At 39.4% G+C, this 12,861-nt stretch carries 15 protein-coding genes, 1 pseudogene and 1 riboswitch; of the genes and pseudogenes, 7 read left to right on the forward strand and 9 right to left on the reverse strand.

Annotated elements, in window-relative coordinates; translation table 11 throughout:
- Positions 1-118 precede the first annotated feature (118 nt).
- The 4 genes from J2T13_RS16750 to J2T13_RS16765 all read right to left on the reverse strand — a co-directional run bounded on the left by J2T13_RS16750 (position 119) and on the right by J2T13_RS16765 (position 1,414).
- Positions 119-598 (reverse strand): cell wall hydrolase, encoded by a 480-nt coding sequence (locus J2T13_RS16750; protein ID WP_429373287.1) that lies wholly within the window; start codon positions 596-598, stop codon positions 119-121.
- 94 nt (positions 599-692) lie between these two features.
- Complete coding sequence (locus tag J2T13_RS16755) at positions 693-884, reverse strand: helix-turn-helix domain-containing protein (RefSeq protein ID WP_429373289.1); 192 nt, start codon at positions 882-884, stop codon at positions 693-695.
- Between the two features lie 20 nt (positions 885-904).
- Positions 905-1,051, reverse strand: coding sequence for a YvrJ family protein (locus J2T13_RS16760; RefSeq protein ID WP_429373291.1), 147 nt, complete (start codon positions 1,049-1,051; stop codon positions 905-907).
- Positions 1,052-1,057: 6 nt separating this feature from the next.
- Positions 1,058-1,414, reverse strand: a complete 357-nt coding sequence (locus tag J2T13_RS16765; protein ID WP_429373293.1) for a sigma factor-like helix-turn-helix DNA-binding protein — start codon at positions 1,412-1,414, stop codon at positions 1,058-1,060.
- 395 nt (positions 1,415-1,809) lie between these two features.
- On the opposite strand from J2T13_RS16765, the gene J2T13_RS16770 reads away from it, so the two are divergent.
- Positions 1,810-1,947 (forward strand): hypothetical protein, encoded by a 138-nt coding sequence (locus J2T13_RS16770; RefSeq protein WP_429373295.1) that lies wholly within the window; start codon positions 1,810-1,812, stop codon positions 1,945-1,947.
- 1,088 nt (positions 1,948-3,035) lie between these two features.
- Positions 3,036-3,314, forward strand: coding sequence for a hypothetical protein (locus J2T13_RS16775; RefSeq protein ID WP_429373297.1), 279 nt, complete (start codon positions 3,036-3,038; stop codon positions 3,312-3,314).
- A 49-nt stretch (positions 3,315-3,363) separates the two neighbouring features.
- Here J2T13_RS16775 and J2T13_RS16780 read toward each other — a convergent pair.
- The 3 genes and pseudogenes from J2T13_RS16780 to J2T13_RS16790 form a co-directional block, all read right to left on the reverse strand.
- Positions 3,364-3,750 (reverse strand): annotated as a pseudogene (locus J2T13_RS16780) (amidase domain-containing protein); the annotation flags it as partial.
- Between the two features lie 21 nt (positions 3,751-3,771).
- Positions 3,772-4,488, reverse strand: a complete 717-nt coding sequence (locus J2T13_RS16785) for a hypothetical protein (RefSeq protein ID WP_429373299.1) — start codon at positions 4,486-4,488, stop codon at positions 3,772-3,774.
- 82 nt (positions 4,489-4,570) lie between these two features.
- Positions 4,571-5,446: a cation diffusion facilitator family transporter gene (locus tag J2T13_RS16790; protein WP_429373301.1), complete on the reverse strand. Its 876-nt coding sequence runs from the start codon at positions 5,444-5,446 to the stop codon at positions 4,571-4,573.
- 465 nt (positions 5,447-5,911) lie between these two features.
- Here J2T13_RS16790 and J2T13_RS16795 point away from each other — a divergent pair, with 465 nt between their 5' ends.
- Genes J2T13_RS16795 through J2T13_RS16810 form a run of 4 tightly spaced genes read left to right on the forward strand, consistent with a single transcriptional unit; the run spans position 5,912 to position 8,848 of the window.
- Positions 5,912-6,511: a TetR/AcrR family transcriptional regulator gene (locus J2T13_RS16795; RefSeq protein ID WP_429373303.1), complete on the forward strand. Its 600-nt coding sequence runs from the start codon at positions 5,912-5,914 to the stop codon at positions 6,509-6,511.
- A 50-nt stretch (positions 6,512-6,561) separates the two neighbouring features.
- A complete protein-coding gene (locus J2T13_RS16800; protein WP_429373305.1) occupies positions 6,562-7,416 on the forward strand; it encodes an ABC transporter ATP-binding protein in 855 nt (284 codons plus the stop codon).
- A complete protein-coding gene (locus tag J2T13_RS16805; protein ID WP_429373307.1) occupies positions 7,413-8,117 on the forward strand; it encodes an ABC transporter permease in 705 nt (234 codons plus the stop codon). The genes J2T13_RS16800 and J2T13_RS16805 overlap by 4 nt, the downstream gene beginning before the upstream one ends.
- A 5-nt stretch (positions 8,118-8,122) precedes the next feature.
- Positions 8,123-8,848, forward strand: coding sequence for a hypothetical protein (locus J2T13_RS16810; RefSeq protein ID WP_429373309.1), 726 nt, complete (start codon positions 8,123-8,125; stop codon positions 8,846-8,848).
- A gap of 163 nt (positions 8,849-9,011) precedes the next feature.
- Here J2T13_RS16810 and J2T13_RS16815 read toward each other — a convergent pair whose 3' ends face one another.
- Both J2T13_RS16815 and J2T13_RS16820 read right to left on the reverse strand, forming a co-directional pair.
- Positions 9,012-9,584: a hypothetical protein gene (locus J2T13_RS16815; RefSeq protein WP_429373311.1), complete on the reverse strand. Its 573-nt coding sequence runs from the start codon at positions 9,582-9,584 to the stop codon at positions 9,012-9,014.
- Between the two features lie 125 nt (positions 9,585-9,709).
- Entirely contained in the window at positions 9,710-10,414 is a 705-nt protein-coding gene (locus J2T13_RS16820; RefSeq protein ID WP_429373313.1) for a hypothetical protein, read from the reverse strand.
- A gap of 303 nt (positions 10,415-10,717) precedes the next feature.
- Positions 10,718-10,864: riboswitch (cyclic di-AMP (ydaO/yuaA leader) on the forward strand.
- 117 nt (positions 10,865-10,981) lie between these two features.
- On the opposite strand from J2T13_RS16820, the gene J2T13_RS16825 reads away from it, so the two are divergent.
- Positions 10,982-12,799 carry an APC family permease gene (locus J2T13_RS16825; RefSeq protein ID WP_429373315.1) on the forward strand — a complete coding sequence of 606 codons (1,818 nt, stop codon included), beginning with the start codon at positions 10,982-10,984 and terminating at the stop codon, positions 12,797-12,799.
- Positions 12,800-12,861: the final 62 nt, after the last annotated feature.

A 12,861-nucleotide genomic window follows, 5' to 3' on the forward strand; every position in this document is an offset into this window, starting at 1 on the left:
CAAAAAACAAACGGCACAGGACTTTTCCCCATGCCGTTTCAGATTCCATTTTTATTTTCGCTCTTGTCTTTGAAATTAACTTAATGACATTGCCCAAATGGGTCAGCTTCTTTTTTCATTAGTGCTCATAATTGAAAAACATGTGTTGACCTTTCAGGATCTTAGAACTGATAACTACCCATGTACCACTCATTTTATATAAGAGTTTCCCATTTTCAGTTTTGCTATTGTTGTTGAAAAGATCGACTTGAGTGTAAAACAGTTTGTCGCCAATTGGGTTTGTTCCCATGTTTTGAGCCAAGGCAACACAGTTTTTCCAAACTGCACTTGAAGTATTTGGCTTGAGGCATTTTTGTAAGTTAACATCGCTTGGATTAAAACAAGAGAAGGCAGATGTAGCAAGTACAACCGCTTCGACACTATTCTGATTTTTGAATTCGTATTTTGTATCAGCCTTTCGATTATTAACAACCCATGCAACACCAGCACGCGATTCTGAGTCATTTTCAGTTTCACCTAAAAGAGTTCTAGCCAACAAATCAACGCTGTCACGTCCGTAAAGATCACTTCTTGCATTAAGTGGATCACCAATTGCCATAAATAATTCCTCCTAAAATTTAATCGCCTTGTGGCGTCTTACACTTTATAAAGAGATAAGAGCAGCTAATTTTACAACCAATCTTGAAATTTAGTTAATTCACTATGTCAAACCCTTTTATAACTTCTATCATCTTGACATACAGTTCTTGCTTTAGATCCTCACGATAATCAACGGGTACCTGACGCAGAGAGCTTATTATTTTTGGGGTGAAAGCTTCTAATATCTGTGCCATGGCTTCTTTATCGTCGTTTAGTTGAACCTTTAATAATAGTGAAGTCATCATGAAGTCCGCCACCTATACTGTTATTTTTTACGTAATTCATCTTTTAAGCTAGTAATAGCTTCGCTTAGCTCTAGTATTTTTCTCTCAAAACGAACGAGTAGGTAAGAGGTAATGGCGATAGGAAATCCTAAATTAGCAATTAATCCAAATAAATCAATTTCATTCACTGCATCCTACCTCCTTTCTATATCAGTTAGAACCCTTCGTAAACTAGATAAACCCTTTAAACGGTGCTTTGAGATATTCTGCTGTGAGGATCCTAAAAGCTTAGCTATTTCTTTATCAGTTAGATATTTCAGATAAGCAAGAGACAAGATCTTCTGTTGCTGCACTGACAGAGATACATACGCTTTGTAAAGAGATTCATCTGTAATGTGTTCTATTAGATCATGAGATAGTATTTCTACTTCTTCTGCGAGTGATGTGGATTCTAAGAGGTCGTTGTTTTCAAGGATAAGAGGGTATCGATTAGATATAACTTTTCTTTTTATGTCATAGTTTATTGAGTTGTAGTGAATAAGGCTGGCCATGTATTTAATGAAGCGACGATTAACAATTTCGTTCGTAGTTATGATGATCACCCCTTTAGAAGACACCCCTCTTACCTATAAAGAGATATTAAGGTAGTTATTTACAACCTTCACTTTAAAAAAAAGAACAAATGTTCCTATATTGTATCATGGAAGCTTTGACACCCATAAAGTAATATTATTCACATAAATAGTAATAGTTAGTTGGTTGGTGAAATCGCATATAATAGAAGTAGTCGTTGCGGCTCTATTATTGGTTTTTGTCAACTCGTCGTCTTCTCTATACAAAGGACGACGAAATGTCGTAAAATGGAATAGTAGAGATTGCATTGGACTGTTTCATAAGAATGAATAATTTCGTCGTCCTCTATATTTTAGAGAAATGAGGATTTTAAATGTTCAACAAATTTTTGGATCATTTTAAACAACAGGGAAAAGCAGACAAGACGATTCAAAATTATGTGAGTACCTGGACTGCATTTGAAAAATGGATGAAACAAGGTGACCCATACCTGAAGGTTGCTGGCAGCTGACGAAGTGATTCAATGCGCACACGATCTCTGGATTATTATAGAGCGTTGCTTTACTTACGCAGGCATCCTTTTTCAAAGTGCCGTATACTTATCTTATTTAAGACGGCCAACGCTCTACTAAATAACTCTTCTCGATCCATTTTACCTAATTCCTCTAAATAGTAGTTGTATAATATTTTTACTGTTCAGTTCCGCTTTACTCAGGTCGGACGTACTATTTTGATAACGACTAACAGTACGATTGGAAATCTCTAGATCCTTGTCGACCTCGTACGAGGTCTTATTCGCCAGCACCCTTTCTGTGTTACCAAAAGCTTGCGGGTAGTGTCACTACGCTGGAATTACCCTTATCTGTTTGATCAAAACATTATAGTGATTATATTCGTATCCCCCAGTTTACCGTCCCTAAATCTCAAGCGACCCCGGGGGTTCAAGGTATTGGCAGTGTAAGAGCTCTTGTTGGTGGATTTACCTCGGTACTTTTGAACTTTTTTTGAGCTTTTGGGATTTGATCCAGACAAGACATTATCAATATATTTCATGGGTTTGTGTGTTAGCTTTTGGACTTAATGGATTGATAGTTAGGAAACCTGGCCGGTAAAACTTATGAGATTTAATTATTTTATGCGATATGTGGGTGCTTATATATGCCATGTTTACTAGACATACTGGAAGGAAATACATACCAATATATAGAAGACAACTACCCCAGTTTGTATTCGAAGATTCAGAGGAGAAGGTATATTTCCACCATTACAATCGAACGCATAAATGATATTTGCCCGCTGGGCATACGCGACCCTCATGTAATTACATTAAAGCTTTAATCTGTAATTCAGGCAAAATTTTATACCCTTGACGGATCTGTATGAAAGGATAGAAGGAGAAGACTAGTCTTCGATTCGATTTTTTTATTTAGAAACTATTTCTATCTATGTCCGTCTAATTATTATGTAAGTAATTTCTAAGTTGGGAGGCGAACCCTAGATGAAAAAAAATGGAGGATCGTTATCTTTGGTTTTATTGGATTTCTTGTTCTTATAGTCATAGTAGCGGCAGCTTATCTCAACAACGTTGGTTACAACAATGTGAAACAAATGTATCGTTTAGAATCAACTGGTAAATCTGTTATTCGGATAGATAGCGTTATTACCGGCCAAGAACGCTATCTCACGAAAGTACAGGATTATCCGCAGGAGCTGTTAAAGTCACGCATGGAACGAGAAGGATGGGTATATAGTCAACAGGAGGGATCGGGTTATTTTTTCGAGAAAGACGGTAGGGAAGAAATCGTCACCATGCAGCAATGGAATCATTTTTACGTGATATACGACTTGAATGAAGGAATCGCCAACCTTGAGGACTAGACGAATAAAGAAAACAACGCCCCTACTCTGAAAGTGGGGGCGTTGTGCTTTAATTACTAGCTTTGTCTATTTCGTATCCATATACCTTATAGCCAACGTTATACCAATTTTGGAGTGTGCTTTTTTCCATTTTGTCAGTTGTGTGTTGGGTTAAAGCCTTATTACTCGCGTTGTTGCCTGTATTTTTTGTGATTATAGCTGTATGATTGATACTCCCATCAGCACCGAAGTCAGCACTTACGGCATCACCCGTCTGTAAATCGGTTATACTTGATGCAACGCCAGCTCTTTGACTCCAATGATTATAAAATTTTTGCGCTCCACCCCATGTATGAGTCGGTACGAGAGGTCCGAACTTCCATGCATCATCACTGGTGTAGCTGGAACCTGTTCTAAATTTCATTCCTCCTGAATAAAGCGCTTGGGATACAAAATTAGTGCAATCATTCCATCTTGGTCAACAAGACGCACTTGCTACATTACAGCCCTCTTTTTCAGCATAATAGGTTGAATACGTGGGGTTTCTTTTGTTCCACCAATCATAAGCATATTTACGGGCTTTTAAATTGTCATATCCATTTGCGGAAACGGCTAATGGACTAACCTCTGTTGTGAAAGAATCAAGATTTTCTTTCCTACTAGTTGTTTTGTTATTAGATGTAGAAGGAGCATCTGAAGCAATCGGTAAAAGACCATTAAAATCAATAAGTTCTGCACTGGAAAGTGTTACGTTGTTTTTAAGCTGATTTTGATATGTTTTCAATTGTTCATTAAGTTCATAGTTTTCATACCAATCTATGAATTTCACATATTCTACTATTTTACTCATATCCTCAGAAGGAAATAGTTCAAAAGCCGTTCCTAACGAGAGTACATATTGCTGATATTCCACATTCTCTATGTCCGTTTTGAGAGCAATACCATCCTTACTTAATTGGTGCCCGACCAATTCAATAGCATCTTTGTGTTCAATAAGACCTTTTTCTTTCTCTATTTCTGATGTGCTAGGAAGCGTATTGTAAAATCGGATATCGCTAGCTTTAATTTGAATATCTGCTGCCTTCTCTGAATTAGTCTCCGCAGACGCACTTCCCATTAAGCTGAAGCTTAGAGCAAGTGTTCCAGCAATTACTGGGTACATTTTAAACGAAAAGTCGCCTTTTTTATCTTGCATAAGTTTACTAAGAATAAAACTGAAAGTTTTTCAGTGACCTCATGGAGCATGGGGCTTGGGGGTTACTTTAGGTGTAACGATGTTAAGAAATTGCTTCAACGGGCTCAATATGAACATGAACATGTGAAATATTATGCTCCATTAGCATGCGTTCTTCTACCTCTTCTGTAATGTCATGACTCTCGACTACGTTCAGGTCGCCATTAACTTGAATAATAACATCAACCAAGACATTATTGCCATGGATCCGAGCTTTAATATCTTTTATGGACTCAACGCCTGGGGTGCCCGCAACCGTCTGTTTAATTTTATCTAGTTCTTTCTCGTCGAAACCATCTGTTAAGGCCGTTGAAGCATCTTTAAAAATACTCCATGCGGTCTTACAGATAATGAGGCCAACAGCGGTCGCTGCTAGAGGATCTAGCCAAGGTAACCCGAATTGAGAACCCACGATACCTATGAATGCTCCTAGACTGACTAGCGCATCAGAGCGGTTATCCTGAGCCGCCGCCGTAATGGCGTGGCTATTAATTTTTTTGGCAAGACGAATATTGTATCTATAAACAAAGAGCATGACCACGGCACACAATAGTGCTATCCATGCAGCTAACATATTAGGCGTCTCTAAAGTCGGCTGGAAGAACTTCTGAACAGCTTGATATAACACCTGAATACCAACAGCGATCATAATGAATGAGGCCACGAGTGCAGCTACCGTCTCTGCACGAAAGTGTCCGTAACGATGGTTATGATCTGGTGGTTTGCGAGATATTTTTAAACCAATGAGAACGGCGAATGATGCCATGATATCTGTTGTATTGTTGAGTCCGTCAGCGAGTAAAGCTTGAGAACCTGAGAGGAATCCAATCCATAATTTAAGAGCTGAAAGGCATATATAAGCAATGATGCTTACCCATGCTCCCTTTTCTCCTTCTTTAATTTCGCTATAAGCATCCAAGTCGTATTCCCTCCGATTTATATGTCCTTAAGAATCATACTGGATAGGATACGTGTGGGTCTAGAGAAAAAGTCTTGCCCTCGTCTTTAAAAATGGTGGTATCTCAACTTATTTAGCTAAGGGAATAAATGTGAATGGTAAAATAAAACAACCGGATTGCATGAGCAACCGGCTGTTTCGTGCTGATAAAGCTATTTCGTTCAATCTTCTCCATGACCAATAAGGCTCATCGTTATCGATTTCTAGTCGTGCTCGAATAACTAGTATTTATACTGGACTCAATGCGAATCCTAAGCATCGGCTGATCAAGGCTGGCAGTACCGAGACATGACCTTCGCCCGCGGTAAACACTAAACATCTGGTCAGTTCTGATTTTAGTGATGTACAATAAATGGAAAATATTATATTATGTATATGACTATAAAAACTAAATCAGTCATATGTAATAAATAAAGGGAGCATATTATGCCAAAAGGATTCTCGAAAATTGAAAAAGAGCGGATAAATGAAAAGTTGATTTTAGCAGCTAAACAGTTCATGGCCACCCACGGTTTTCGCAAAATGAGTGTAGAAGATCTAACGAAAGCGGCCGGAATATCGAAAGGTAGTTTTTATCAATTTTATAATTCAAAGGATGAGTTATGCTTCGAGGTCATGGAACAGTTGGAAGCTGAACAGAGAGAACTGATCTCAGGAAGCATTCTGCAACCGGGTATGTCGGCAAAGGAAGGATTCAAACAGTTTTTGCGACAATGTTTCAAACTATTTGAGACGAATCCGATTCTAAGTAATTTCTCTAAAGAAGATTTCGAGTATTTAATCAGAAAATTACCAGAAGAGAAAATAGCGCAGCATATGAAACGGGATGATGATTATTTTGTTCGGATGGTAGAGGATTACACGAAACAGGGTGTTTTTCGTCCATGTGATCCCATGGCAGTCTCTGGATTATTCCGAATGATCATTCTTACTGTCATTAACAGAGAAGATATTGGAGAAGATGTCTACCCACAAACCATGGAGCTATTTATGGAAATGATGACAAGTTATTTGGTCAATGATTAAGGTTGAAGCTGTCTTGAGTTAGTAGGGAAACAGAAGGAGTGAGTCGACCCTTGATAGAAGTGAAACAACTTACATTTACTTACCCTGGAACAACTAAAAGGACGTTGCATGGTCTGGATTTCTCTATAGGGGCTGGGGAGGTTTTCGGATTTCTAGGTCCCTCTGGAGCCGGTAAAAGCACTTTGCAAAAAATTCTGATAGGTGCGCTGAAGCGCTATGAGGGTCAGGTCCAGGTGTTAGGGAAGGAGATCCGGGCGATTGGTCCCGATTACTATGAACGGATTGGTGTCGCCTTTGAATTCCCTAATTTCTACAATAAGTTCACTGCGCTTGAAAATTTAAGGATGTTCGGGTCGCTGTATGCAGGGCATACGGAGAATCCAATGCTTCTGTTGGAACTAGTGGGTCTTGAGGAAGCAGCGAACTTGAAGGTCTCACAACTATCTAAGGGGATGAAGATGCGGCTTAACTTTTGCCGTGCCTTATTACATAATCCAGACATCTTATTTCTAGATGAACCTACCTCAGGGCTTGATCCCGTGAACGCCAAAATCATGAAAGATATGATACTGGAAAAAAAGGATGCCGGAAAGACAGTACTCATCACTACACACAATATGCAGGCAGCAGAAGAACTCTGTGATCGGGTAGCCTTCATAGTAGATGGGCAGATCAAGTTGATTGACTCCCCAAGAGCATTAAAGTTAAGGCAGGGGAAGAAGAGAATACGAGTTGAGTACCGAATAGGGCTTGAAAAGGGAACGAAAGAGTTCTCCATGGAGGGGATTGGACAGAATGAGGACTTCTTACGTTTAATTCGCGATTATTCAGTAGAGACCATACATTCGTTGGAGGCAACGTTGGAACAAATATTTATGGATGTGACAGGGAGAACCTTGAAATGAGAGCCATGAATGCGGTACTGAACGATATACGATTTCAATGGCGACATGGGCTTTACTGGGTCTATATGTTGGTATGTGTCCTATATTTACTGTTAATTCACTTCATTCCAGCTGAACATAAGGAAACGGTAACGATGTTATTAACGTTCTCAGATCCAAGTGCATTGGGGCTGATTCTAGCGGGTGGTATTGTACTGCTCGAGAAGGATCAGGGTATTCATGACAGCTTATTCGTGACACCCTTGCGGCTGCTTGAGTACTTACTAGCTAAAGCTATTTCATTATCATTACTATCACTTACCGCAGCTTGGGTCATTCATATCTTTTCACTGGGGGTACCCGTGGCTCCAATCCGCTTTTCTTTAGGAGTATTTCTCACTTCAGTCCTGTTCTCACTGTTATCTATTGGAATTGTGGTGCGTACCCGTTCCATTAATGGGTTTATACTCCTCTCACAGCTATATTCTTTACCTTTTGTGATACCGCTGTTCGGTTTCTTCGGAATCGGGAGAAAGGAACTGTATTTCCTGTTCCCTACAGAAGGATCACTGTTGCTGCTGCAATCCTCTTATCGGTACGTTTCGCTGTGGGAGACTGTTTATGCATTAGTCATTCTGCTTCTTGCAAGCGTGGGGGTTTTCTATTGGGCGTACCGTTCCTTCCAGCAGAAGATTCTGTTAAAAATAGGGGATGGTGATTAAATAAGATGGCGAAGTATCGAATGCTACTTATCAATGATCTTAGACATATCCTAAAGGATCCTATGCTGATGGCCAGCTTGCTAGGCCCTATGGCTATTATCGCTTTTGCGCGGGTTCTATTTCCAATGATATCGGAATGGGTAGAACAGCGGTATACGTTTACTTTAAGCACTTATACTGATTTTGCTGTCATTTTTCTGTTGACCATCGTACCTTTGTTGCCGGGTACGATGGCTGGTTTACTTATGTTGGACGAACGCGATGAGAACATCATTGCATATTACGCGATTACGCCACTCGCTCGTAAAGGTTATTTATGCTATCGGCTGTTTTTGCCAAGTGTATTGTCTATACTCTTTATAGTCCTTTTCTTTTTATTATCTGGAATCGCTAAGGTTCAAGTAGAGAGTGGATATGCACTTATATTACTTGCGTTAGAGGCGCCATGTATAGCGTTACTTCTGGCATCCTTTGCTGCGAATAAAGTAGAGGGTTTGGCTCTATCTAAGGTGAATGGACTCCTTATTGCTGGACCAATCATTGTTGCATTTGTTCCAGAACCTTGGCAGGTACTAGGGATGTGGGTGCCCACGTTCTGGCCGGCCAAATGTTATATGGCGGCAATCTTGAATGAGCCCTTTTCAGCGTTGAGTTCGTTTAGCATGGGGCTTGTCTTACATATCTTTCTTTTAACATGGATGATCCGATCCTTTGTGAAGCGTATAGATTAGGAGTAAGAAGATAAAGTTTACTCCATTCCCAAGTGTGAGATTCGGATTGAAAGTAGTACTGACTATCCGTTACGACCTTGTATAGATTGAAATATAAAGAACCAGAGTGAAGAGCACTCTGGTTCTTTATACCGCTTGGTTAAGTGTGTTGTTTCATTGCGAACTATTCAAATAAATCTATATAGGCTTGGAAGTCATTAATATATTTATCAACAAGCTTGTAGCCAGCGGCTAGCTTAACGTTAGCCTGATCGAATGTCTTATAATTGATCGTTGCTGAACCGAGAGATTTTTTGAACAAAGTAAAGGCTTGAAGTTGCAATGATGCACCTTTGATATAAGTGTCATGAATTTGCTTCAATTTGGGAGTCGTAGGTTTAATTCTCTTCAAACCCACTACAAATTTAGTGTAATTAGGGATAATGGTATTATTGAAAGCTGCATAGGTCTGTTTGCGATTGCTAGCAGTTACATATCTATTATTTTTGGTGTATGAAGTAACGGCTTTATCTTCAAATTTAGCAATTAATTCAAGTGCATCTACATATTCAAGAAGCGCTGCATATTCCGGATCATATTCAGGTTCCTCATCGGTATAAAGATCCTCTGTGGTGTCGGTATCTTCAATTATTGTTGAGTTCCCTCCTGTAGTTTCTGCTGAGGATACAGTTGGAAATACGAGGGTACTAATCAAGATAAAAGCTAGTAGTGTCATTATTATTCTGTTCTTACTCATTCGTAGATCATTCCTTCGTTATATATTTGTAGTTTCTTATGTCATTATCGGTAAAGACTGTTCCTACTTTAATAGTTTTACTAAATATTCAAATAGAGATCACTGATTGAATAAAGATTCACTCATTAGTATTCAAATTTAGCTACATAAGAATCGATATCGTTACTATACTTACTGACCAGTGTACGACCCGTATCTAATTTGCTATTCGCTTGATAGAATAATTTACTATTAATTTTGGTCGTAGAAAGGGAATTTTTCATTAACGTAAGGCCTTGGAGCTGTAAAGAGGCTCCCTTAATATATGTAGCATGTATGTTCTTTAAGGTCGTATTTGTTGGTTTAATCTTCTTCAAAGCGACTACGAATTTAGTGTAATTAGGGACAACAGAGTTGTTGAGAGTGATAAAAGCCTGTTTGCGATTACTAGACGTGATGTTTACATAGGCATATTTTTCAAAACTTGAAATGGCCTTATTCTCAAATGAAGCAATCAATTCAAGTTGGTCGGCATAGTCAAGAAATTCTGCAAATTCTGGATCATATTCGTACTCTTCTTCGTCTTCGTCCGTGAATGTGTCGTCGTAATCAGAGTAATAATCTTCGGAGTTAAAGTCATTTTCTCCGGCTGTGTTTATAGTCACCACAGGATTGTTCTTTTCAAGCGAGATTGTGTTAACCTCTTCAATTGACTTCTGCGTTGCTGCTGCTGAAGAGACTGCTGGAAATACGAGAGTGCCCAGTAAGATAAAGGCTAGTAGTGCTGAGATTATTCTGTTTTTGAACATGGTTATTTCATTCCCCCGTTGCTGAATTTGTGTGATTGTCATTCTTATGACAAGTCGAGAATAAGTGACTTCATTTGTTATTATCGGTAATATCAACTGAATTTTCAATATATTTAATAAATTATCCCATATTTAAGGTGCGATAGAGAATAAATGAGATGTCTTTTCTGTGACTAGTCACTTTTACTCATAATCATTAGCTTTAAAGCGATAATACGTGATAATGAATGAGATTCATGTATTACATGGTTCTTTCAGTCAAATTACATCCCTTTTCCTTCCTTTTTTTCTTTTTTTGGAAGTTTACAGTTAACTTCGTGCGCCTTAGAATTAACTCTCGTGATAAGTTGAATAGCGCTGAATTTTCGTTAGGAAAAGCGGGGGAACCAATAGTTTGGCATCATGCCAATGGGGTGAATCGTATTGTATACGTAGGGCTAATCCACAGCCCGAATCCGACAGCTAACCTCGTAAGCTTGGGTGGTTACATGACCTATGTTTAGACATGCAGATCTCTGTATGTTTAAAGGACAGGACCCGCAAGAGAACCTTCTTAAATTGGCGCACAGCATGGCTGATTCTACTTGTAAAAGAAGGGGTTTAACGATAATGGTCAGCAAAATAAAAAGATTATTAATCGGTCGTCCAATGAAATCAGATGAGCTTGATCATGAGAAATTAAGTAAGTTTAAAGCACTTGCGGTACTTTCCTCAGATGCATTATCATCGGTCGCGTATGGTACGGAACAGATTCTGATTGTGCTGATGGCGGCTGGATTTACTGCTATATGGTATTCGCTTCCCATTTCACTAGCTGTACTGGGACTATTAGCGATCCTTATTCTATCGTACCGTCAGACGATCTTCTCTTATCCTATGGGTGGGGGAGCATATATCGTGGCTAAGGATAACTTAGGTGTATCCACCGGACTGATGGCCGGTGGTTCACTCTTAGTGGATTACATTCTTACGGTCGCTGTCAGTGCATCGGCAGGGACAGATGCGCTGACGTCTGCATTTCCACAGCTTCATGATCACAATGTATTGATCGCGATAACGGTCATTATATTGTTAACAATTGTTAATTTAAGAGGAGTTACGGAAGCCGCTTCTTTTATCGCTTTTCCAGTCTACCTGTTTGTGGTGTCTATCTTTGTCTTGATTATCTCGGGGTTGTTCAAATATGTAACGGGTAGTATTCATACAGATATTCCCGAGATTGGGGCCGCTGTATCGAATATAAGTCTGTTTCTACTATTGAAGGCATTTAGTTCGGGGTGTTCAGCTCTGACCGGCGTTGAAGCCGTATCGAATGCAATTCCGAATTTTAAGCAACCCTCAGATCGTAATGCAGCGAAGACGTTAGTCATGATGGGGCTAATTCTAGGTGCCATGTTTACGGGTATTAGCTTACTGGCCTATTGGTACGGCGTTACACCAGATCCGAAAGCGACCATTGTATCTCAGATTGCTGAATCAGTATTCGGACGTGGAGGGCTCTACTTTGCAATTCAAGGCGTTACTGCACTTATTCTGTTTCTAGCAGCAAATACTGCGTATTCGGCATTTCCCTTGTTAGCTTTTATGCTTGCTAAGGACAAATTTATGCCACATATGTTCATGGTTCGTGGTGATCGCCTAGGGTTTTCTAATGGGATCATCATTCTAGGTGTATTGTCCTCTGTACTGGTCGCAGTATTTCACGGGAATACAGAAGGTCTAATTCCGCTCTATGCGGTGGGTGTATTCATCCCCTTTACACTGTCACAGTTAGGCATGATGGTCCGTTGGTATCGAAGCAAGCCACCTGGCTGGGGGTTACGGTTTACGATTAATACAATCGGTATGATCACTACCCTTACTATCACACTCATTTTTATTTTTACGAAATTCTCGCATATTTGGATGGTGTTTATTTTCCTACCGCTTGTGATGCTTCTCTTCATGCGAATCCATCGTCATTATCTCAATACGGCAGACCAGTTACGTATCCAATTGGATACAGATAAGCCGGTTATTAAAGGAAGTACCATTCTAGTTCCTGTCTCAGGAGTCACACGTGTTGTGCTTAATTCGATAAGTTATGCTCGCTCGATGTCAGACAATGTGGTTGCAGTCTATATTGGTTTTGATGAGGGAGAAATACAGAAGATGGAACAAAAATGGGCCGAATGGAATCCGGGCGTAAGACTGATTGTTCTTCGTTCACGATATCGGAGTGTGGTACGTCCTTTGTTGAAGTTCATTGAGACGATTGAATGGAAAACAGCTGCGACAGATCATATTACGATTGTCATTCCTCAATTCATTACGAAGCATTGGTGGCAGAATATTCTACACAATCAATCGAGTTTACTTATTCGTACATTCTTAATTAATCAAAAAGATATTGTCATTACTACGGTACCGTACCACCTAAATAAATAATAACGGCTTATTGGAACTCCTAACATTCACGTTGGGAGTTTTTTTTGTTTTATTCATAGGTT

Origin of the sequence: Paenibacillus sp. DS2015, from assembly GCF_050433705.1 — a bacterium.
GTDB lineage: Bacteria > Bacillota > Bacilli > Paenibacillales > Paenibacillaceae > Paenibacillus_AQ.

What these genes read in the sequence shown, in the direction of transcription:
- J2T13_RS16750 (WP_429373287.1), bottom strand. Translation starts at nt 598, where the DNA reads ATGGCAATTGGTGATCCACTTAATGCAAGAAGTGATCTTTACGGACGT.
- J2T13_RS16755 (WP_429373289.1), bottom strand. Translation starts at nt 884, where the DNA reads ATGATGACTTCACTATTATTAAAGGTTCAACTAAACGACGATAAAGAA.
- J2T13_RS16765 (WP_429373293.1), bottom strand. Translation starts at nt 1,414, where the DNA reads ATGGCCAGCCTTATTCACTACAACTCAATAAACTATGACATAAAAAGA.
- J2T13_RS16770 (WP_429373295.1), top strand. Translation starts at nt 1,810, where the DNA reads ATGTTCAACAAATTTTTGGATCATTTTAAACAACAGGGAAAAGCAGAC.
- J2T13_RS16785 (WP_429373299.1), bottom strand. Translation starts at nt 4,488, where the DNA reads ATGCAAGATAAAAAAGGCGACTTTTCGTTTAAAATGTACCCAGTAATT.
- J2T13_RS16795 (WP_429373303.1), top strand. Translation starts at nt 5,912, where the DNA reads ATGCCAAAAGGATTCTCGAAAATTGAAAAAGAGCGGATAAATGAAAAG.
- J2T13_RS16805 (WP_429373307.1), top strand. Translation starts at nt 7,413, where the DNA reads ATGAGAGCCATGAATGCGGTACTGAACGATATACGATTTCAATGGCGA.
- J2T13_RS16810 (WP_429373309.1), top strand. Translation starts at nt 8,123, where the DNA reads ATGGCGAAGTATCGAATGCTACTTATCAATGATCTTAGACATATCCTA.
- J2T13_RS16815 (WP_429373311.1), bottom strand. Translation starts at nt 9,584, where the DNA reads ATGAGTAAGAACAGAATAATAATGACACTACTAGCTTTTATCTTGATT.
- J2T13_RS16820 (WP_429373313.1), bottom strand. Translation starts at nt 10,414, where the DNA reads ATGACAATCACACAAATTCAGCAACGGGGGAATGAAATAACCATGTTC.
- J2T13_RS16825 (WP_429373315.1), top strand. Translation starts at nt 10,982, where the DNA reads ATGGTCAGCAAAATAAAAAGATTATTAATCGGTCGTCCAATGAAATCA.